Origin of the sequence: Flavobacterium sp. RSSA_27 (genome assembly GCF_051547125.1) — a bacterium.
In the GTDB taxonomy this organism is placed as follows: domain Bacteria; phylum Bacteroidota; class Bacteroidia; order Flavobacteriales; family Flavobacteriaceae; genus Flavobacterium.
The window spans coordinates 35,183-55,488 of record NZ_JBPTTN010000003.1 but is presented as its reverse complement, the minus strand read 5'-3'; the positions used below and the strand labels follow the sequence as shown (position 1 = coordinate 55,488).

Annotated in this window: 18 protein-coding genes and 1 riboswitch; of the genes, 13 read left to right on the top strand and 5 right to left on the bottom strand. The window is 37.5% G+C overall.

Features of this window, described 5'->3' with window-relative positions; genetic code table 11:
* The first annotated feature begins 109 nt into the window (after window positions 1-109).
* A complete protein-coding gene (locus ACSVH5_RS05240; RefSeq protein ID WP_159687688.1) occupies window positions 110-520 on the top strand; it encodes an RrF2 family transcriptional regulator in 411 nt (136 codons plus the stop codon).
* A 59-nt stretch (window positions 521-579) separates the two neighbouring features.
* Here ACSVH5_RS05240 and ACSVH5_RS05235 read toward each other — a convergent pair whose 3' ends face one another.
* The 3 genes from ACSVH5_RS05235 to ACSVH5_RS05225 all read right to left on the bottom strand — a co-directional run bounded on the left by ACSVH5_RS05235 (window position 580) and on the right by ACSVH5_RS05225 (window position 1,831).
* The gene (locus tag ACSVH5_RS05235) at window positions 580-954 is read right to left on the bottom strand and encodes a TM2 domain-containing protein (protein ID WP_438060405.1); all 375 of its coding nucleotides are present in this window, start codon (window positions 952-954) and stop codon (window positions 580-582) included.
* A 188-nt stretch (window positions 955-1,142) separates the two neighbouring features.
* The gene (locus ACSVH5_RS05230; protein ID WP_438060404.1) at window positions 1,143-1,457 is read right to left on the bottom strand and encodes a DUF2752 domain-containing protein; all 315 of its coding nucleotides are present in this window, start codon (window positions 1,455-1,457) and stop codon (window positions 1,143-1,145) included.
* Window positions 1,458-1,459: 2 nt separating this feature from the next.
* On the bottom strand, window positions 1,460-1,831 hold the full coding sequence (locus tag ACSVH5_RS05225; RefSeq protein ID WP_438060403.1) for a TM2 domain-containing protein: 372 nt from the start codon (window positions 1,829-1,831) through the stop codon (window positions 1,460-1,462).
* Window positions 1,832-1,885: 54 nt separating this feature from the next.
* Here ACSVH5_RS05225 and ACSVH5_RS05220 point away from each other — a divergent pair, with 54 nt between their 5' ends.
* Window positions 1,886-2,761, top strand: coding sequence for a hypothetical protein (locus ACSVH5_RS05220; RefSeq protein WP_438060402.1), 876 nt, complete (start codon window positions 1,886-1,888; stop codon window positions 2,759-2,761).
* A gap of 306 nt (window positions 2,762-3,067) precedes the next feature.
* Here the strand turns inward: ACSVH5_RS05220 and ACSVH5_RS05215 are convergent, their stop codons facing one another.
* The gene (locus ACSVH5_RS05215) at window positions 3,068-3,850 is read right to left on the bottom strand and encodes a sulfite exporter TauE/SafE family protein (protein ID WP_438060401.1); all 783 of its coding nucleotides are present in this window, start codon (window positions 3,848-3,850) and stop codon (window positions 3,068-3,070) included.
* A gap of 374 nt (window positions 3,851-4,224) precedes the next feature.
* Here ACSVH5_RS05215 and ACSVH5_RS05210 point away from each other — a divergent pair, with 374 nt between their 5' ends.
* The 11 genes from ACSVH5_RS05210 (at window position 4,225) to ACSVH5_RS05160 (ending at window position 19,274) form a co-directional block, all read left to right on the top strand.
* Window positions 4,225-4,926: a phosphoadenylyl-sulfate reductase gene (locus ACSVH5_RS05210; protein ID WP_438060400.1), complete on the top strand. Its 702-nt coding sequence runs from the start codon at window positions 4,225-4,227 to the stop codon at window positions 4,924-4,926.
* Window positions 4,927-5,018: 92 nt separating this feature from the next.
* Window positions 5,019-5,918 (top strand): sulfate adenylyltransferase subunit CysD, encoded by a 900-nt coding sequence (gene cysD, locus ACSVH5_RS05205; RefSeq protein ID WP_159687674.1) that lies wholly within the window; start codon window positions 5,019-5,021, stop codon window positions 5,916-5,918.
* 91 nt (window positions 5,919-6,009) lie between these two features.
* On the top strand, window positions 6,010-7,254 hold the full coding sequence (locus ACSVH5_RS05200) for a sulfate adenylyltransferase subunit 1 (protein ID WP_438060399.1): 1,245 nt from the start codon (window positions 6,010-6,012) through the stop codon (window positions 7,252-7,254).
* Between the two features lie 151 nt (window positions 7,255-7,405).
* Complete coding sequence (locus ACSVH5_RS05195) at window positions 7,406-9,496, top strand: nitrite reductase (protein WP_438060398.1); 2,091 nt, start codon at window positions 7,406-7,408, stop codon at window positions 9,494-9,496.
* Between the two features lie 12 nt (window positions 9,497-9,508).
* Window positions 9,509-10,339: a uroporphyrinogen-III C-methyltransferase gene (cobA, locus tag ACSVH5_RS05190; protein WP_438060397.1), complete on the top strand. Its 831-nt coding sequence runs from the start codon at window positions 9,509-9,511 to the stop codon at window positions 10,337-10,339.
* 47 nt (window positions 10,340-10,386) lie between these two features.
* On the top strand, window positions 10,387-10,968 hold the full coding sequence (locus tag ACSVH5_RS05185; RefSeq protein WP_438060396.1) for a precorrin-2 dehydrogenase/sirohydrochlorin ferrochelatase family protein: 582 nt from the start codon (window positions 10,387-10,389) through the stop codon (window positions 10,966-10,968).
* A gap of 195 nt (window positions 10,969-11,163) precedes the next feature.
* A complete protein-coding gene (locus ACSVH5_RS05180; RefSeq protein ID WP_438060395.1) occupies window positions 11,164-12,216 on the top strand; it encodes an NAD(P)/FAD-dependent oxidoreductase in 1,053 nt (350 codons plus the stop codon).
* 173 nt (window positions 12,217-12,389) lie between these two features.
* A riboswitch (SAM riboswitch) is annotated at window positions 12,390-12,497 on the top strand.
* A 314-nt stretch (window positions 12,498-12,811) separates the two neighbouring features.
* A complete protein-coding gene (locus tag ACSVH5_RS05175; RefSeq protein WP_438060394.1) occupies window positions 12,812-13,849 on the top strand; it encodes a homocysteine S-methyltransferase family protein in 1,038 nt (345 codons plus the stop codon).
* Between the two features lie 485 nt (window positions 13,850-14,334).
* Window positions 14,335-17,010 carry a methionine synthase gene (gene metH / locus ACSVH5_RS05170; protein WP_438060393.1) on the top strand — a complete coding sequence of 892 codons (2,676 nt, stop codon included), beginning with the start codon at window positions 14,335-14,337 and terminating at the stop codon, window positions 17,008-17,010.
* Window positions 17,011-17,097: 87 nt separating this feature from the next.
* Window positions 17,098-18,054, top strand: coding sequence for a methylenetetrahydrofolate reductase [NAD(P)H] (gene metF / locus ACSVH5_RS05165; RefSeq protein ID WP_438060392.1), 957 nt, complete (start codon window positions 17,098-17,100; stop codon window positions 18,052-18,054).
* Window positions 18,055-18,230: 176 nt separating this feature from the next.
* Window positions 18,231-19,274 (top strand): glycosyltransferase family 9 protein, encoded by a 1,044-nt coding sequence (locus ACSVH5_RS05160; protein ID WP_438060391.1) that lies wholly within the window; start codon window positions 18,231-18,233, stop codon window positions 19,272-19,274.
* A gap of 82 nt (window positions 19,275-19,356) precedes the next feature.
* On the opposite strand, the gene gldA is transcribed toward ACSVH5_RS05160, so the two are convergent.
* Window positions 19,357-20,253 (bottom strand): gliding motility-associated ABC transporter ATP-binding subunit GldA, encoded by an 897-nt coding sequence (gene gldA, locus ACSVH5_RS05155; RefSeq protein WP_438060390.1) that lies wholly within the window; start codon window positions 20,251-20,253, stop codon window positions 19,357-19,359.
* Window positions 20,254-20,306: the final 53 nt, after the last annotated feature.

Below are 20,306 nucleotides of genomic sequence, written 5' to 3'. Positions count from 1 at the left end.
CTGTGGGTTATGTGTTTATATTGTTAAAAAGTATATTTTTGTTACTATAATAAAGTAAAAATTGTTGTAGGTAAAAGCTACAATCGTTATACGTCAACCCAAATTCACTATGCTTTCAAAAAAAACGAAATACGGAATCAAAGCGCTTACTTTTTTGGCACGTCAAAAGGACAATACGCCTGTGCAAATTGCCGAAATTGCCAAAGCAGAACATATTTCTTTAAAGTTTTTGGAGAGCATTTTATTGCTTTTGCGTCATTCCGGTTTTTTGGGTGCCAAAAAAGGTAAAGGTGGCGGCTATTATTTGATTAAAGAGCCCAAAGACATCAATATGGCTAAGGTCTATCGCATACTTGAAGGCCCCATTGCCTTATTGCCTTGTGCCAGTCATAATTTTTATGAACCCTGCGATGACTGCAACGACGAAGCCACTTGCGCCGTTCGTAAACTGATGATGGAAGTGCGTGACAATACCTTAATGATTTTGGAGAATAACACCTTGGCAGACATTGCTTTTTGATAAAAAAAAAATGACTGCAGGCGCAGTCATTTTATGTATGTTTTCTAATTATTTAATTACTAGAAAGTTTTGGAATAACTTCCCCCTTTAGGCTGTAAATCACCAGTAATAATTCTGATAAGATCGATTAATGTCCAGATTCCAAATAATCCCAAGGTAAGTAATTGAACAATTCCTTGCCAAGTATAGCCTAGATAAAAACGATGAATACCTATTACTCCTACAAAAATACAAAGAAGTAAGGCTACAACTTGACTTTTCCCTGAACCTACTATCGCAGGTGAAGTAAGTTCTTCTTTTTCATTAGAATTTGTAATTGTGGTTTGAGTTGTTCCATTAGTTGTTGCTCTATTTTCAACAGGAAAAGAGGCGTAAGAGCTAAATGACGAAATGAAAAATAATGCAATCAAAGAAAGTAAAAAATGTTTTTTCATAAAGGTTTTGTTTAAGGTTAATTAATACATCTAATTAACAACAAATAACTTAGAAAAACAATTCTTTTTTTTTTCAAATAATTTTAAAATTTTGCTTCGAATTGAAAACTAAATTTCATTACTCAACTTTTTTTATATAAAAAAAAGCACCCTATTTCTAGAGTGCTAATTATGTTTTGAATGATATATTAAGTTAGTCTACCTAATACACCAGGCATTTTTTTACCCTGTATTTCATAAATAGCTTTTGCCCATAATGGGACTAACATTGGCACAACAATAAATACTAATTTATTGTAATCCCAAGCTTTTTCAAATTCAAAATGAATAAAATGCATAGTGGCTTTTGTTAATCCACAAGCATAACACTCATAGTTTAGAAGCATTTTGGACAAACAAATACTATCACCTTGATCAAAAAAATTAGCGGGTAATAAAAATAATACAAAAGGAGATAGAATTGTAATAATGACTCTAGTATAAAACACAGTAGCTTTTATCATTACTATAGGGTTTCGGTATAGTTACCATTTTTTGGTTGGAGGTCACCCGTGATGATTCGTATTAAGTCAATTAAAGACCAAATACCACAAGCTCCCAAAGTTAATAATTGAACAATTCCTTGCCAAGTGTAGCCTAGATAAAAACGGTGAATACCAATAGCGCCAACTAATAAAGCAAGAATTAAAGCGATAACTTGACTTTTGCCTGAGGCTGCAGCTGCTGGAGAGGTGAGTTCATCATCATTAGTAGATTTAGAAATGGTACTCTGAGTTGTGGCTCCTTTTGGTGCTTGTTGAACCGGAAATGAGGCATACATTGAGAGCGATGTTATACAAAACAAAGCAATCATTGATAATAAAAATTTTAGTTTCATTTTAATATTTAAAAATTAAGGTTATACTTGCAAATATAAATTTATTATTGAGTTATGAAAAAAATTTGTCTTTTAATTCTTTTATTATTTTGTTTTAAAAATTATTCCCAAAAGAAATTTGAATTTTTTGGTGGTTTGAAGTTAAATGGAAATGACAAAACTATTATTACTTATCGTTTAGTGTTTGAATGGGCGGGTACTACTATAAAAGGGTATTCGATAACTGATTTGGGTGGTGATAACGAAACTAAAAACTCTATTTCTGGAACTTTTGATAATAAAAACAAGATTTTAGTTTTTAAAGAAGATGATATCTTATACACGAAATCTACTTTTTCTGAAAAGAGTTTTTGTTTTGTCAATTTTAATGGAAGAGTAAAACTTAGTGATAAAACACCCAAGATAGACGGAAATTTTTCTGGTCTTTATAAAAATAAAAAAAAGTGTATTAATGGTACTATTACATTAGTCGGGTCAGAGAAAATCTATAAAGTTCTTAACAAAGTGAATGACAAAATACAGAAAAGTAAGAAGATTGATAATGAGACCAAATCCAAAGCTAATCCAATTAATTTGCTTGATAGTTTGAAAGTCAATAATTTAACCAAAGATCAAAATTTAAATGTGTTTGTTAAATCTGATGCAGTTGATATCGAAATTTTTGACTCTGAGACAGAAGATGGAGATAAAATAAATTTATACCATAATGATAGAATTATCTTGTCCAATTATACTATTTTGAATTCTAAGAAAAAAATAGCTGTAGTTATCGAAAAAGGGAATAACATTTTTAAAATAGAAGCTTTGAATCAAGGGGATAAAGGATTGAATACTGTAACCGTTAAAATTATTGATAATGAAAGAGTATTTGATTTGAAGACAAGCTTAAAGACAAATGAAAAAGCGGCGATAACATTTATAAAAAATTAGCGTAGCAGTTATTTATAATTCGAATGAGGCGGTATCGTCTAATCATTTTAGAGTGCTCTTTTTCAATGTTTTATGGATTTTTTTATCTAAATCATTCCATTGTAGTCGTTCTTTCAGTGATGATGGAAGTCCGTGACAATACCTTAATGATTCTGGAAAATAACACTTTGGCAGACATTGCTTTTTAAAAGTAACCGCAAATTCGCAAATTTTAAACTGGTTTTGAAATTTGCGAATTTGCGGTTCTTTGATATGCTTTCAGTTACCGTTTCGGTTTTAGAAAGTTTATTTAGTGGTGAGAGGGGATTAAAAAATCAATTTATATCCCACAAAAAACAACATCACTGCAATGGAGTTTCTAAGTAGTAAGTCGGGAACTTTACCGCTAAGGATGCTGCCGATGTAGATGCCAGGAAGTGAGCCCATAAGTAATTGGCAAAGTAATGGCCAATCCATATTACCCATCGATGCGTGCCCAAATCCAGCCACTAGCGTTAAAGGCACGGCGTGCGCAATTTCAGTCCCAACTAATTTTGGTGTGGGTAAAAGAGGGTACAAAAAAAATAAAGTTACAGTACCCAAAGCTCCAGCGCCGATAGAAGTAAGTGTAACCGTTGCTCCTAATACTACACCAATAGCAACCGTCAACAAATTTTGAGTTTTGCTTTCGCTGTGAAATTTATCTCCCGCGTGTTTTTGTGAAAATACCAATAATTTTTTTTTGAAAACAATAGCTATTGAGGTAACCAATAAAGCCCAGCCTAAACTGTATTTAATAATTGTATTCAATCCTGTTATATCTGCCTTAAAGCTTTCTAAAATCCATAGGGTTACAGTTGCGGCAGGCACACTTCCTAGCGAAAGCCAACCCACAATTGTCCAATTGATATTCCTCTTGTTTTGATGAACAAAAACACCTCCCATTTTGGTAAAAGCAGCATACAATAAATCGGTACCAACCGCTGTACTAGGAGGGATGCCAAACCATAACAAAATGGGAGTCATCAATGACCCACCGCCAACACCGGTCATTCCGACCACAAAACCTACGACCAAACCTGCAATTACAAATCCTATATGAAAATCCATTGAAACTTTTTCTTGCAAATGTAAAACAATTTTACAATAATCCTATGGATTAAGTAGAATTAAAATTTTTTGGAGCACAAATTGTTTTTTTTCCCTCAAGTTTCCTCCCGTGATTCGCTATATCTTTGTTGCCAACCCCGGCAACAAAGGATGCTGCTACTCCCGGGGCTATAATAGAAGTATTTTTTTTTCAATTCACTTTTTTAATTCTTTTTTGTCCTCTTCAATCGTTTAATTCCTTAATAGACTGTCATTTTTGATAAAAAAGGCACCACTGTTTTTTTAAAAATAAATTTTGTGCTTTAGAAAATAATAGTATTTTTGCAAAGTAATCTACAAAGCCGATAGGGTAATAGATTTTTAAATTAAAAAATATGAGTGCTTTACTAGTAGAGGAGTTACTACAAAAAACCGAAAACCTTTCCATTGAGGAAACCTTAGCTGTATTGGCTAATGAATTTCCAGAAAAAGTAGTTTTTTCGACTTCTTTCGGACAAGAAGACCAAGTAATTACGGCTTTAATTGCAATCGATGAATTGCCGATAAAAATATTTACCCTCGATACAGGAAGGTTGTTTCAAGAAACTTATGATGTTTTTCATAAGACGCTAAAGAAATACAAAGTGACTATTCAGACTTTCTATCCAGAAACGAGTCAAGTAGAAAATTTGTTGAATACCAAAGGGCCAAACAGTTTTTACGAATCGGTTGAAAATAGAAAAGAATGCTGTTTTATCCGAAAAGTGGTGCCATTAAAAAAAGCATTGTCAGGGAATCAAATTTGGATTACAGGATTGCGAGCGGAGCAGTCTGAGAATAGAAGTGACTTAGCCTTTTTTGAATACGATGCCCATTTTGATATCATTAAATTCAATCCTTTGTTGAAGTGGAGTTTAAAAGAAGTTCAAGACTATATTGATGCCAACAATGTGCCACAAAACGCATTGCATAAAAAAGGATTTGTGAGCATCGGTTGTGCGCCTTGCACGAGAGCGATCGTCGAGGGAGAAGACATCAGAGCCGGAAGATGGTCTTGGGAATCCAGTCACAAAGAATGTGGGTTGCACCAAAAATAGAAGGCAGATTTTAGAAAATAGAATAAAGAGAATAGATTTATAATTCAGAGAATTTTACAATCATTAAATCTTTCAATTTTTAAATAAAAAAAATGAGTTCAGTATTAAAAACAAATGCTTTAGAAAGTGAAGCTATTTACATATTCAGAGAAGTAATTGCTCAATTTGATCGACCAGTTTTGCTTTTTTCGGGCGGGAAAGATTCGATTACCTTAGTGCGTTTGGCACAAAAAGCCTTTTTTCCAGCCAAAATTCCTTTTCCGTTGTTGCACGTAGATACCGGACATAATTTTCCGGAAACCATTGAGTTTAGAGATAAATTGGTGGCCGAATTAGGTTTAGAATTAATCGTTCGCAATGTACAAGATGCCATTGACGAAGGTAAAGTTGTGGAAGAAACAGGAAAATATTCGAGTAGAAATACATTGCAAACTACTACACTTTTGGATGCTATCGAAGAATTCAAATTCGATGCTTGTATCGGTGGAGCCCGTAGAGACGAGGAAAAAGCCAGAGCCAAAGAGCGTATTTTCTCGGTTCGTGATGATTTTGGACAATGGGATGAAAAAAACCAACGTCCTGAATTGTTTGATTTGTTGAATGGTAAAATTGAAAATGGTCAAAACGTACGCGTTTTTCCAATTTCAAACTGGACCGAATTGGATGTTTGGAGTTATATCGAACAAGAACAAATCGAGATTCCATCGATTTATTTTTCACACAAAAGAAAAGTTTTTTTGAGAGACGGTTTAATTTGGTCACACTCTCCTTATGTGTACCAAGAAGAAGACGAACAAATCGAAGAACGAATTGTTCGCTTCCGAACCGTTGGTGATATGAGTTGTACCGCCGCAGTAGAGTCGTATGCCGCCACTATTGCTGAAGTAGTTGGAGAAATTCGTTCTTCCACCATTTCTGAAAGAGGCGCCAGAATCGATGACAAACGTTCGGAAGCCGCTATGGAAAAAAGAAAACAACAAGGGTACTTTTAGAATAGCAATTGAAAGATTAAGGATTTAAAAATTAAAAGATTTGAGGAAGAGATTAAACAACTTTAAACCTTAAACTTTAAACAAAAAATAAATGGAAGTTTTAAAAATAGCAACAGCAGGAAGTGTAGACGACGGAAAAAGTACGTTAATCGGAAGATTATTGTATGATACACAATCCTTGACGACTGATAAAATTGAAGCAATAGAAAAAAGCAGCAAGCAAAAAGGATACGATTACCTGGATTTTTCTTTGGCGACCGATGGTTTGGTGGCCGAGAGAGAGCAAGGAATTACAATAGATGTAGCGCATATTTATTTTTCTACTGCCAAAAAAAGTTACATCATTGCAGATACACCCGGTCACGTAGAATATACTCGTAATATGGTAACAGGCGCTTCGACTTCGCAAGTATCGATTATTTTGATTGATGCTCGAAAAGGAGTAATTGAGCAAACGTACCGTCACTTTTTTATCAATAATTTGTTGAGAGTAAAAGACGTGATTGTTGCCATTAACAAAATGGATTTGGTGGAGTATTCAGAGGAAGTTTTCAATAAAATTAAAGCTGACTTTCAAGCCTTGAACGCGAAAAGTGCATACAAGGAACAAAATGTAAGTTATATTCCGCTAAGTGCCATCAATGGTGGGAATGTGGCTCAAAAATCAGAAAATATGCCTTGGTACACTGGGCAAACCGTTTTGGAACATTTGGAGTCTTTGGAAACTAATGATATTTATGAAAATGGAATTACACGTTTTCCAGTGCAAACCGTTATTCGTCCAAAAACAGAGGAGTACCACGACTTTAGAGGATATGCTGGGAAATTATATGGGAATTCCATTAAAGTGGGCGATGCGGTAACCGTTTTACCTTCTTTAACAGAATCTAAAGTAACCAACATTCACTTTTTCGATAAGCAATACGATGAAGCCATTGCAGGTTCCTCTATCACAATCGAATTGGAAAATGACATCAATGTGACTCGCGGTGATATGATTGTTAAATCTAGCGAATTGCCTAAAATCGAAAAAGAAATAACCACAACCATTTGCTGGATGGACAGCAAAAAATTAGTAGGTGGCGCCAAATATTTAGTGCAGCATAACACCAACCGAGTTTTAGCCAAGATTGACAGTGTGAAAAATGTAATCGCTACTGATTATTCAGGGGTAACTCCAGCAAGTCAATTGGCTATAAATGAAATTGGTGAAGTAACCATCAAATTAAGTAAACCAATCTATTTTGATAGTTACACAGATAACAAATCAAATGGTGCCTTTATTTTGATTGATCCTGCTACTAATACCACCGCTGGAGTTGGATTTATAAAATAGGCAAGCCCCCTAACCCCCAAAGGGGGAATAAACTAGGGTATAACATTGCAATGTTATTTTTTCAAACAATAAACTATTAACTAACAATTTAAACTTAGCTGCTTTTCCTAGCTCCCCCTTTGGGGGCTGGGGGGCTATTGGAGAAAGGATTATGGAAAGTTTTAGAACCGAAATAGAAAACCCGATTGTCCAAAAGGACATTATCGATTTAGAAAGAAAAATTGCTTTATTCCGCGATGGAAAAATCGACGAGGAGCGTTTTCGTAGCTTGCGTTTAGCACGTGGTGTATACGGACAGCGTCAAGAAGGCGTGCAAATGATTCGTATCAAATTGCCTTTTGGTAAAGTGACAAGCGAACAATTGCACCGTATCTGTAAAGTGTCCGAAGAATATTCTACAGGACGCCTGCACATCACTACACGTCAGGATATTCAAATTCACTATGTGAGTTTAGACAGAACACCACAACTTTGGGCTGAGCTAGAGAAAGATGATGTTACGCTTAGAGAAGCTTGTGGGAATACAGTTAGAAATATTACGGCAAGTGAAACTGCGGGTATCGACCCAGACGAACCTTTTGATGTGTCTCCATATGCACACGCATTATTCGAATTTTTCTTGAGAAATCCAGTGTGTCAGGAAATGGGACGTAAATTCAAAATGTCTTTTTCTTCTTCTGATAAAGATACGGCTTTGAGCTATTTGCACGATTTAGGATTTATTCCAAAGATTGTTAATGGTCAAAAAGGATTCAAAGTGTTGTTTGGAGGCGGTTTAGGGTCACAACCTAGTCACGCCGAATTATTGTCTGAATTCATTCCAGCCAATCAAATTATTCCAACCACAGAAGGAATATTGAGAATTTTTGACCGTCACGGCGAAAGAGCCAAACGTTTGAAAGCGAGAATGAAGTTTTTGATTAAAGAAATTGGGAAAGAGGAGTTTTTACGATTGGTGGAAGAAGAGAAAAAAGCCTTATCGCATCAAGTAGTTGAAATTGATACTACTCCTTTCGAAAATGCCATTCCAACGCCAATATTGGATGCTCCACAAGTTGTGATTGATGATGTCGCTGCCTTCGAAGCTTGGAAAAAAGCCAATGTTATTCCACAGAAACAAGCGGGTTATGTGGCTATCGGAATTAAAGTAGCGCTTGGCGATTTTTATATTGATAAAGCCCGACAATTGGCCGATTTAATCAAAAATTACGCGACTAATGAATTGCGTTTTACGTTACGTCAAGATATTTTAATTCGTCATATTAAGGAAGAAGATTTGCCTTTCTTCTACCAAGAATTGGCCAAATTAGATTTTGTTACGTTGGGCTACAACAGCACTGCTGACATCACTGCTTGTCCAGGAACGGATACTTGTAATTTGGGAATCGCGAGTAGTACCGGAATTGCCGTAGAACTAGAAAGAGTGTTGGCGACAGAATATCCACACTATGCCAATTCAAACGAGATTACAATTAAAATTAGTGGTTGTATGAACGCTTGTGGCCAACACAATATGGCCGAAATTGGTTTCCAAGGAATGTCTATCAATGCGGGTAAACTGGTGGCACCAGCCTTACAAGTATTATTAGGTGGAGGAAATTTAGGAAACGGACAAGGACGTTTTTCGGATAAAGTAATCAAAATCCCAAGTCGTCGTGGTCCAGAAGCCCTACGATTAATCTTGAATGATTTTGAAGCCAATGCCAACGGACAGTCTTTCTTGAAGTATTATGATGCTAAAGGCGAGAAATATTTCTACGAATTTTTGAAACCCTTAGCCGATGTGACCAATTTAACCGAAGCTGATTTTGTAGATTGGGGCAACGCCGATAACTATGTAAAAGCAGTTGGAGTGGGTGAATGTGCGGGTGTAGTAATCGATTTGGTTGCAACCTTGTTGTTCGAAGCGAAAGAAAAATTAGGTTTTGCTCAAGAAGCTTACAACGATAAAAAATGGTCGGATGCGATTTACTTAGCTTACGCAGGATTAGTGAATGGAGCTAAAGCATTGTTATTGGCCGAAAACCAAAAAACAAATCATCACGCTGGAATCATCGATTTGTTTGACACTGTTTTTGTGGAAACGAATAAAATTCAATTAGCTAGTTCTTTTAAAGAATTGGTTTATCAAATCAGAGAAAACGAACCTTCTGAAACTTTTGCCAAAGCATACATTGCTACAGCAACTGCGTTTTTTGAAACGATTGAAACATACAGAGCACTAGATTTATCAAAAGCATAAAAGCGGAAGCGTATGAGCTATAAAATAACAGTTAATAGTTCCTCCTCCTTCCCTATTAATGAAGTGAGAAGTGGGGCTCCAAAAGTAACCTTAGTAGGTGCAGGTCCTGGTGATCCAGATTTGTTAACCATCAAAGGAGTAAAAGCTTTGGCCGAAGCGGATGTCGTTTTGTATGATGCTTTGGCTAACGAAGAGCTAATGGAGTTTGCGCCAAAATCTTCAATAAAAATATTTGTAGGCAAACGCAAAGGAAGTCACGCTTATTCGCAGGAGCAAATCAATCAACTAATTGTTGATAATGCCTTGACTTACGGTCACGTTGTTCGATTAAAAGGAGGTGACCCATTTATTTTTGGACGTGGAAGTGAAGAAATTGAGCACGCTGAAAGCTTTGGAATTCCTACCTTTGTAGTTCCAGGGATTTCATCATCAATTGCAGTTCCAGCTTATCAAGGGATTTCGTTGACAAAACGTGGGGTATCTGAAAGCTTTTGGGTAATTACTGGCACAACGTCCGCAAGAAAATTATCAAATGATGTTCAGCTAGCTGCAAAATCAACTGCTACGGTGGTGATTTTAATGGGAATGAGTAAATTGTCGCAAATTGTAACATTGTTTCAAAATGAAGGCAAAGGAGAAACACCGATTGCCATCATTCAAAACGGAACAACTCCACAAGAAAGAATTGGAGTAGGAACTATTGAAACGATAGAAGCTGTTGTAGCAACGCATAATTTGAGTAATCCAGCCATCATTGTTATTGGCGAAGTGGTAAAAGAAAGCAATAAATTAAAAGGATTTTACGAGGAATTCATCGTAGGGTCAGGTCGCGACCTGACCTAAATAAACAAAAACCCTCAGGTTTTAACCTGACCCCAACAAAATAAACAATGGAAAGAAACGAATTATATCCCGTGTTTTTAAAACTACATCAATTCAATGTTTTGATTGTAGGTGGCGGAAATGTGGGTTTAGAAAAGTTGTCTTTTATGTTGAAATCGAGCCCAAATGCGAATGTTGAAGTGGTCGCACCGCGATTTCTTCCCGAGTTGGAAGCTTTGGCTGAAAAACATCCTTCAGTAAAATTGACGCCCAAAAAATTCAATCGTTGGATGCTTCGAAAGCGTAATTTAGTAATAGCTTGCACGGATGACTTGAAGGTAAACAAGCGCGTGTATGATTTGTCCAGAAAGCGTTATTTGCTTTGTAATATTGCCGATACGCCCAATTTATGCGATTATTATTTGGGTGGGATTGTGACCAAAGGCAATGTGAAAATCGCCATTTCAACGAACGGGAAATCACCAACAACCGCCAAGCGATTGCGCGAATTTTTTGAAGAGGTAATTCCAGAAGATGTGAATACAATGGTCGAAAACCTGAATGAATATCGCAAGACGTTAAAAGGCAATTTTGAAGAAAAGGTGCAACGTATGAACGAAATCACCGAGGCATTAAAAAATAATAAATAATACACGTAGGGACAGGTCGCGACCTGTCCGTACACTGTCCATGCGCTGTCCGTACATAATAAAAAAAACACCCAAGTGATAATTATCACGAATCATTAAATGAATTAATCGTTTATTTGAACACCGTAGGGACAGGTCGCGATCTGTATGAACAAAATGAGTAAAAACAAGAAGTAGTAATTATAAATAAAAAAAATGGTTAAAACAGATATATTAATAATAGGAGCAGGACCCACAGGGCTTTTTGCGGTTTTCGAAGCGGGATTATTAAAATTAAAATGTCATATTTTGGATGCCTTGCCACAGCCAGGCGGACAATTATCAGAATTGTATCCTAAGAAACCTATTTATGATATTCCAGGATTTCCAGAAGTATTAGCTGGAGATTTGGTAGATAATTTAATGGAACAAATCAAGCAATTTGAGCCAGGTTTTACTTTGGGTGAGCGTGCAGAAACCATCGAAAAACAAGAAGATGGTACTTTCATTGTAACTTCTAACAAAGGGAAAAAATTCCACGCTCCAGTTATTGCTATTGCAGGAGGCTTAGGAAGTTTTGAACCCAGAAAACCTTTAATCGAAGACATCGAGTTTTACGAAGACAAGGGAATCAAATACTTTATCAAGAATCCAGAAAAATTCCGTGACAAGAGAGTGGTGATTGCTGGTGGTGGAGATTCTGCTCTAGACTGGAGTATTTTCCTGTCGAATGTTGCATCAGAGGTAACCTTGATTCACCGACGTAACGAATTCCGCGGCGCATTAGATTCGGTGGAGAAAGTGCAGGAACTGAAAAACGAAGGTAAAATCAAAATGATTACGCCAGGAGAAGTGGTTGGATTGAATGGAGCAGAGCGTTTAGAATCAGTAGATGTAGACATCGAAGGGGCTCACCGAAAAATTGAGTGCGATTATTTTATTCCACTTTTCGGATTGACACCCAAATTAGGACCTATCGGCGATTGGGGATTAGAAATCGAAAAAAACGCCATCAAAGTAAACAATGCTTTAGATTATCAAACCAACATTCCTGGGATTTTCGCCATTGGTGATGTAAACACCTATCCAGGAAAATTAAAATTGATTCTTTGCGGATTCCACGAAGCCACGTTAATGTGTCAAGCGGCTTACCAAATTATCAATCCAGGTAAAAAATATGTGATGAAATACACCACCGTTTCAGGTGTAGACGGCTTCGACGGTACTCGTAAAGAAGCGCCAAAAGCAGTAGTGAAAGCTATTGTGTAAAAAAAAGTTGCTGAGTCATCAAGGTTCTGAGTTGCTAAGTTCAATAAAAGCTTAGTAATTCAGAACCTTTTTCGCATAGAAACTTAGCCGCTTAGCTACTCAGAATCTTTAAAAAAAACACTTGCAATTGTTAGCCTTATGTCGTTACTTTGCACCGTTCCTATTTTTATTGAAAGTTATCACGAAAGGCGGAGGGAAAAGACCCGATGAACCCTTAGCAACCCTTTACTTTTCTAAAGAAGGTGCTACATTCTACCAAGCATAGCGCGGATAGATAACAACAAAATACAGACTCGTATTTTTTCAAACCCCTTTCCCGATACATTTTTAAATAATTGAATGAGCGAATCATTGGCGCATTTTTGCCATCAACGTTCCCGCTTTCCGCTATATCTTTTTTTATTTTACCCTGTCAGGGTTCAAAACCCTGACAGGGTAAAATAAAAAAAGGATGCCGCTGCAATCGGGGCTAAGGAGTTGGCAATAGGCTTATTTAGAAACAAAAAAAGCAATGTATTCCCTCAAACATTAGGAGTAACAGAAAATATAAATAAAAAAAGCTTTGTGCTCTAGTGCCTTAGCAGAAAATGAAATTATGTCAAAAGATTCAAAAATAGCAGTAGAAACTCCCCCTTCGGGGGTTTGGGGGGCTCTTAAAAAAAGAATTCTCGTACTCGATGGAGCGATGGGAACAATGTTGCAACGCTACAATTTCTCCGAAGAAGATTTTCGTGGCGAACGATTCAAAGATTTTCCGCATCCGTTAAAAGGGAACAATGATTTATTGTCCCTCACGCAACCACAGGCCATCAAAGCCGTGCACGCCGCCTATTTTGAGGCAGGAGCCGATATCGTAGAAACCAACACTTTCTCAGGAACCACCATCGGAATGGCAGATTATCATTTGGAGGATTTGGTATACGAACTCAACTACGAATCCGCTAAACTAGCCCGTGAAGTAGCAGATGAATTCACCGCCAAAAATCCGGACCAACCGCGTTTTGTAGCCGGTTCTATTGGACCCACGAACAGAACCGCAAGTATGTCACCCGATGTGAATGACCCAGGATACCGTGCCGTAACTTTTGATGATTTACGTATCGCTTACAAACAACAAGTCGAAGCCTTGTTGGACGGTGGTTGTGATATTCTTTTGGTAGAAACCATTTTCGATACGCTGAATGCCAAAGCCGCACTTTTTGCCATCGAAGAAGTCAAAGAAGAACGTAATATCGATGTGCCTATTATGGTTTCTGGAACCATCACCGATGCATCTGGAAGAACTCTTTCTGGACAAACCGTTGAGGCTTTCTTGATTTCGGTTTCGCACATTCCGTTGTTGAGTGTGGGATTCAATTGCGCTTTGGGTGCCGACTTGCTCAAACCGTATTTGCAAACTTTGTCGCATAACACCTCCTTCAATATCTCGGCGCATCCTAATGCAGGATTACCGAATGCCTTTGGAGAATACGACGAAACGCCTGAGGAAATGCAAGCGCAAATTCGTTCTTATTTAGAAGATAATTTAATCAACATCATAGGAGGCTGCTGCGGCACCACCCCAGAGCATATCAAATTAATTGCCGATATCGCTAAGGAGTATAAGCCGAGGGTTTCGACTGCGGTGATGTAAAATATTGTTCCTGTTTTTGTCATTCCGACGGAGGAGGAATCTCCAGCTAGCGCGAGCGTCACGCTCGTGCATATACTACAGGCAGGAAAAATATTTTAAGAAAGAAGAAGCACGAGCGGGACGCTCGCGCTAGCAGCATAAGTTCCATAGGAACGAATCATTTTGTAGCAACGGATTTTAATCCGTTGGATGTAAGAGGAAAATTCATTCCGTTGTGAAGTATAAAAACGGAACCGTTTCATTGAAACAAAAAGGTGTTGTATTGCACAATGCCCGCGTGAGGGATAGTAGTGGAGCTCTTTTTTCTTGATTTTTTTATCAAGAAAAAAAGCGGGAACGGATAGCCCGTTCGCCGCGGCGAACACGCCCAAAATAAAAAAAGAAAACCCAGTTTCGTTTTGAAGCACGAGCTGGATATAAATGATAGAATAGAAAATCACTTAGTGTCTAAGCCACTTAGCCACTGAGTAACTCAAAATAAAGAAATGGCAGAAAAAAGAAGAAACCTAGTATTATCAGGATTGGAACCCCTAATCATCACGCCCGATAGCGTATTTGTAAATGTAGGGGAACGAACCAATGTGACGGGTTCGCGAAAATTTCTTCGATTGATAAAGGAAGAGAAATACGATGAGGCATTGGATATTGCGCGCCAACAAGTAGAAGGTGGCGCACAGATTATCGATGTCAATATGGACGAAGGAATGTTGGATGGCGAATATGCTATGACCAAATTCCTGAATTTGATTGCAGCCGAACCGGATATTTCGCGTGTGCCGATTATGATTGACAGCTCGAAATGGGAAATCATTGAGGCGGGTTTGAAAGTGGTGCAAGGGAAATGTGTCGTGAATTCGATTTCTTTGAAAGAAGGCGAGGAGCGATTCATTCATCACGCGAACTTAATCAAACGGTATGGTGCGGCGGTGATTGTGATGGCTTTTGACGAAGTGGGTCAAGCTGATAATTACGAAAGACGTATCGAAATTTGCCAGCGTTCGTATGATATTTTGGTGAACAAAGTACATTTTCCACCACAAGATATCATCTTCGATTTGAATATTTTTCCAGTAGCAACAGGGATGGAAGAACACCGTTTGAATGCTTTGGATTTCTTTAGAGGGACTAAATGGGTTCGCGAAAATTTACCGCACGCGCACGTTAGTGGTGGGGTGAGTAATGTGTCGTTTTCGTTTAGAGGAAACGATGTGGTGCGAGAGGCGATGCACTCGGTTTTCTTGTACCACGGTATTCAACACGGAATGACGATGGGAATTGTTAATCCCGAAATGTTGACGATTTATGACGATATTCCAAAAGATTTATTAGAGCACGTAGAAGATGTGATTCTGGACCGACGTGATGATGCTACTGAGCGTTTGTTGGACTTTGCAGAAAATGTAAAAGGTGATGTAAAGAGCAACGAGAAAGCGGTACAAGAATGGCGTTCGGGTTCTTTACAAGACCGTATCACACACGCTTTGGTCAAAGGTATTGATGAATTTATAGAAGCCGATGTAGAAGAAGCACGTTTGGCCGCCGAAAAGCCCATCGAAGTAATCGAAATCAACTTGATGGCTGGAATGAATGTCGTGGGCGATTTGTTTGGTTCGGGAAAAATGTTTTTGCCACAAGTGGTAAAATCGGCACGTGTGATGAAAAAAGCAGTGGCGTATCTTTTACCTTTCATTGAAGCCGCCAAGCAAGTTGGCGATAAACAAGGTAATGGAAAAATTCTGATGGCTACCGTAAAAGGAGACGTTCACGATATTGGTAAAAATATTGTTTCAGTCGTATTGGCTTGTAATAATTATGAGATAGTTGATTTGGGTGTGATGGTGCCTCCAGAAAAAATTATCGCATCAGCTATTGAACACGAGGTAGATATTATTGGTTTGAGCGGTTTGATTACGCCGTCTTTGGACGAAATGGTGTATTTAGCCAAAGAGCTTGACAAACGCAATATGAAAATCCCTGTAATGATTGGTGGAGCCACTACTTCGCGCGCGCATACCGCCGTGAAAATTGCGCCTCAATACAGAGAAACGGTAATTCACGTCAACGATGCTTCGAGAGCAGTAACTGTAGCGGGTAATTTATTGGACCATAATCGAAAAATATATGCGGCAGATATTCGTGCAGAATACGATGCCTTTAGAGAAACGTTTTTGAATCGTTCACGAGATAAAAATTTCTTGTCTATCGAGGATGCTAGAAAAAACAAATTGCTATTGGATTGGGATAATTTTACACCAGTACAACCCAAAGTAATTGGCAAACAAATCGTAGAAGTCGATTTAGAAACATTAGTGCCTTATATCGATTGGACGCCTTTTTTCAGAACTTGGGAATTATTTGGCAAATATCCTGCAATTTTAACCGATGAGGTAGTGGGTGAACAAGCCGCTTCGGTTTTTGCAGATGCTCAAGCCATGCTGAAAGTCATTTTGGAGGAGAAAAAGTTAAAAGCAAAAGGCGTTTACGGAATTTTCCCTGCGAATCAAATCAACGACGACGATATCGAATTGAAAGATGAAAATGGAAATCCATTACAAACATTTTTGACTTTACGTCAGCAAGCTCAAAAAACCAAAGGGGCGCCAAATATCGCTTTGTCTGATTTTATTGCGCCAAAAGAAAGTGGGAAAGTGGATTATATGGGAGCGTTTTGCGTAACCACTGGTTTTGGAGTAGAGGAATGGGCTGCCGAATTTGAAGCCGCATTAGACGATTATAATTCGATTATGGTGAAGGCCTTGGCCGACCGTTTTGCAGAGGCATTTGCCGAATATTTACACGAGAAAGTGCGTAAAGAATTTTGGGGTTATGCCGCTGATGAGGACTTAAGTAAAGAGGACTTGATTGAAGAATCGTATAAAGGAATTCGACCAGCACCAGGATATCCAGCTTGTCCAGACCATTTAGAGAAACCGACTATCTGGAAATTATTAAACGTTGAAGAAGAAATCGGGGTGACTTTGACGGAAAGTATGGCGATGTGGCCTGCTTCATCTGTTTCTGGATACTATTTTGGAAATCCAGAAAGCAAGTATTTTGGACTTGGAAAAATAAAAGAAGACCAAGTAATTGATTACGCCAAACGAAGAAATGTTTCGACCGATGTAGCCATGAAATGGTTGAATCCGAATATAGCTGATTAAAAAATGTTTATAGTTGTTGGTTTATAGTTTATGGTTTTGGAATCAGAACTAACAACAACAACAAACAATGAACAATAAACTTGTAGTATGAAAGTAACACAACATATAGAAAACGCCAAAGGAGAAACTTTGTTTTCTTTTGAAATTATTCCGCCACAAAAAGGCAAAAGCATTCAGGAATTATATGACAACATCGATCCGTTGATGGAGTTCAAACCGCCATTTATTGATGTGACCACTTCTCGTGAGGAGTTTATTTACGTTGATAAAGGGAATGGATTATTAGAAAAGAAGTTGACAAGAATGCGCCCAGGAACTTTGGGAATTTGTGCATCTATTAAACATAAATACAACGTAGATACCGTGCCGCACGTACTTTGTGGAGGATTTACCAAAGAAGAAACCGAGTATTTGTTGGTGGATTGTCATTACTTAGGCATTGATAATGTGATGGCTTTGCGTGGCGATGCAATGAAAGACGAACAATCGTTTGTGCCCACCAAAGGAGGCAATAAATACGCTTCAGATTTAGTAAGCCAAATTTATCAATTGAACCAAGGGAAGTATTTGCACGAAGTAATGGATATTGATAACAAAGCCGATTTCTGTATTGGGGTGGCAGGTTATCCAGAAAAGCATTTGGAAGCACCTTCTTTGCAAACCGATTTGAAACGGCTTAAAGAAAAAGTAGATGCAGGCGCGGATTATGTCGTTACTCAAATGTTTTTTGATAATGCTAAATATTTCGAATTTGTAGCCAAAGCCCGAGAAATGGGCATTACAGTTCCGATTATTCCTGGGATAAAACCTATTGCGGTAGAAAGACATTTGCAAGTGTTGCCACAAATTTTCCGTATCGATTTGCCTGAGGATTTAATTGCTGCGGTAGAAAAATGTAAAAACAATGCCGAAATCCGCCAAGTTGGAATCGAATGGGCGATTCAACAATCTATTGAATTAAAAGCCGCTGGTGTACCCGTTTTGCATTACTATTCTATGGGGAAATCAGAAAACATCAGACAAATTGCTAGTCACATTTTTTAATTAAAGGATTATAGTATTTCAATTGAAAGTACTCGATGGGCTTTTTGCTTGTCGGGTATTTTTTTAGTATTTAAGTAACGGTTAATTTTTTATTTAATTCTAAATATTGTTAAGTAAGAGTTCTACATTTGCAGTTCCAAAAAGAGGTGTTCTTTTTGACTAAAACTTACTTTTCGATGAGTCTAAAAATAAAAATCAATAGGATAAGAAGAAGCGTTATGCAAAGCCTAACAAGTGGTCTTGGCAAATCTTCGAATGTAAATAAAGGAACAATTGATCCTCAACAAGTAAAAAGAGTCTTGATTTCGAGACCTAACCACCGTTTAGGGAATTTGTTGCTAATTACTCCTTTGGTTCAAGAAGTACAAACGCTTTTTCCAAATGCAACTATTGATATTTTTATCAAAGGGAATCTAGGTCCTATTGTTTTTGAAAATTTTACGGCAGTAAATCAGATTATTCGTTTGCCTAAAAAACATTTTGACGAATTAGGAAACTATATGAAGGGCTGGTTGAAACTGAAGAAAAACAAATACGATTTGGCCATCAATGCTGATAAAAACTCTTCGTCAGGTCGCTTATCTATTCAACTTGTAGACGCAAAATTTAAGTGTTTTGGTGAGCTAGAAACTGATCTTTCCAGTCAATTCTCTGACTATGCTCATATTGCAAAATATCCTGTGTATGATTTACGTCATTTTCTTGCTTCGGCAGGAATGAAAGTGCCGAACACACCAATTCCTAATTTGCTTTTGCAATTAAGTCCTGAAGAAATAGCCAAAGGTAAAGCACTTTTGGACGCCATTGTTCCCTCATCTAAAAAAACGATTTGTCTTTTCACTTTTGCTACGGGTGCGAAATGTTATTCGGTGGAATGGTGGGCGGTTTTTTATGAAAGAATCCTTAAAGAGTTTCCGGATTACAATATTTTGGAAGTGTTGCCTGTAGAAAACGTGTCGCAAATACATTTTGCTGCACCAACCTATTACAGTAAAGACATCAGAGAAATCACAGCATTTTTTAAAAACACAGCTGTTTTTGTGGGCGCTGATAGCGGAATGATGCACTTGGCTAGCGCCGCTCAATTACCAGTAGTAGGTTTGTTTTCGGTTACCAAAACAGATAAATATGCGCCTTATGGAGCAAAAAGTGTCGCAATCAATACCAACGAGACTACTATTGAGGATTGGATTCAAGCGATAAAAGATAGTTTGGAGTAACTAGTGAATAGTAATTAGTGATTAGTTCTTAGTTCTTAGTTTTTTTGCTATTCACTAATTACTAATCACTAGGGACTAACCACTACTTCGTAATCTCCCTAAATACCGCTTCTAAGTTTTTATTTTTCTGGTTGAGTTGCAAGGTTTTTAAACCATTGTCGTGGGCGAAATCAAATACGGTTGGACGCATATCTTGACTCGATAAAAAGGTCAATTCCCATAGGTAATCACTGTTTTTGATGAATGATTGTAAATGTGGAATGGTATTGATTTGGTCTTCGGTTACTTTTAAATCAAATTCTACTTCGATGACTTGTTCTTTGTCGGCTGCAATCAAAACTTCTAATTTTTTGTCAGCAACAATTTTTCCTTTATCAATAATAATGACACGGTCACAGATTGCTTCTACTTCTTGCATAATATGAGTAGATAGAAAAACAGTTTTGTCTTTACCTACGTTTTTAATCACATTTCGAATCTCAACCAATTGATTTGGATCTAGACCAGTAGTGGGTTCGTCAAGAATGAGTACTTCTGGATTGTGCAATAAGGCATTGGCTAATCCCACACGTTGGCGGTATCCTTTAGAGAGTTGCCCTATTTTTTTATGACTTTCGGGAGTTAGTCCCGTCAATTCAATCACTTCTTGAATGCGAGAGGAGGGTACTTTGTACACATCGGCATTAAAAGCCAGATACTCTCTAACATACAAATCCAAATACAAAGGATTGTGCTCTGGTAAATAACCAATGATTTTTTGGACTTCTTTGGTGTCTGAAATGACATTTTTATCATTTACCAATGCTACGCCTTCATCAGCCGCTAGATAAGTGGTTAATATTTTCATCAAAGTAGATTTTCCTGCTCCATTTGGGCCAAGAAAACCAACGATTTCTCCTTTTTTTACAGAAAAAGTAATCGAGTCTAATGCTTTTTGAGCACCATAGCTTTTGGATAAATTTGTAACTTCTATAGACATAAGAATGGTTTTGTTGCAAAAGTAAACAGAAAAACCAAGCTATGGAAGTTTCT

Excerpts from the sequence above, each read along its gene's own strand:
- ACSVH5_RS05240 (WP_159687688.1), top strand. The coding sequence starts at position 110 with ATGCTTTCAAAAAAAACGAAATACGGAATCAAAGCGCTTACTTTTTTG.
- ACSVH5_RS05235 (WP_438060405.1), bottom strand. The coding sequence starts at position 954 with ATGAAAAAACATTTTTTACTTTCTTTGATTGCATTATTTTTCATTTCG.
- ACSVH5_RS05230 (WP_438060404.1), bottom strand. The coding sequence starts at position 1,457 with ATGATAAAAGCTACTGTGTTTTATACTAGAGTCATTATTACAATTCTA.
- ACSVH5_RS05225 (WP_438060403.1), bottom strand. The coding sequence starts at position 1,831 with ATGAAACTAAAATTTTTATTATCAATGATTGCTTTGTTTTGTATAACA.
- ACSVH5_RS05220 (WP_438060402.1), top strand. The coding sequence starts at position 1,886 with ATGAAAAAAATTTGTCTTTTAATTCTTTTATTATTTTGTTTTAAAAAT.
- ACSVH5_RS05215 (WP_438060401.1), bottom strand. The coding sequence starts at position 3,850 with ATGGATTTTCATATAGGATTTGTAATTGCAGGTTTGGTCGTAGGTTTT.
- ACSVH5_RS05210 (WP_438060400.1), top strand. The coding sequence starts at position 4,225 with ATGAGTGCTTTACTAGTAGAGGAGTTACTACAAAAAACCGAAAACCTT.
- cysD (WP_159687674.1), top strand. The coding sequence starts at position 5,019 with ATGAGTTCAGTATTAAAAACAAATGCTTTAGAAAGTGAAGCTATTTAC.
- ACSVH5_RS05200 (WP_438060399.1), top strand. The coding sequence starts at position 6,010 with ATGGAAGTTTTAAAAATAGCAACAGCAGGAAGTGTAGACGACGGAAAA.
- ACSVH5_RS05195 (WP_438060398.1), top strand. The coding sequence starts at position 7,406 with ATGGAAAGTTTTAGAACCGAAATAGAAAACCCGATTGTCCAAAAGGAC.
- cobA (WP_438060397.1), top strand. The coding sequence starts at position 9,509 with ATGAGCTATAAAATAACAGTTAATAGTTCCTCCTCCTTCCCTATTAAT.
- ACSVH5_RS05185 (WP_438060396.1), top strand. The coding sequence starts at position 10,387 with ATGGAAAGAAACGAATTATATCCCGTGTTTTTAAAACTACATCAATTC.
- ACSVH5_RS05180 (WP_438060395.1), top strand. The coding sequence starts at position 11,164 with ATGGTTAAAACAGATATATTAATAATAGGAGCAGGACCCACAGGGCTT.
- ACSVH5_RS05175 (WP_438060394.1), top strand. The coding sequence starts at position 12,812 with ATGTCAAAAGATTCAAAAATAGCAGTAGAAACTCCCCCTTCGGGGGTT.
- metH (WP_438060393.1), top strand. The coding sequence starts at position 14,335 with ATGGCAGAAAAAAGAAGAAACCTAGTATTATCAGGATTGGAACCCCTA.
- metF (WP_438060392.1), top strand. The coding sequence starts at position 17,098 with ATGAAAGTAACACAACATATAGAAAACGCCAAAGGAGAAACTTTGTTT.
- ACSVH5_RS05160 (WP_438060391.1), top strand. The coding sequence starts at position 18,231 with ATGAGTCTAAAAATAAAAATCAATAGGATAAGAAGAAGCGTTATGCAA.
- gldA (WP_438060390.1), bottom strand. The coding sequence starts at position 20,253 with ATGTCTATAGAAGTTACAAATTTATCCAAAAGCTATGGTGCTCAAAAA.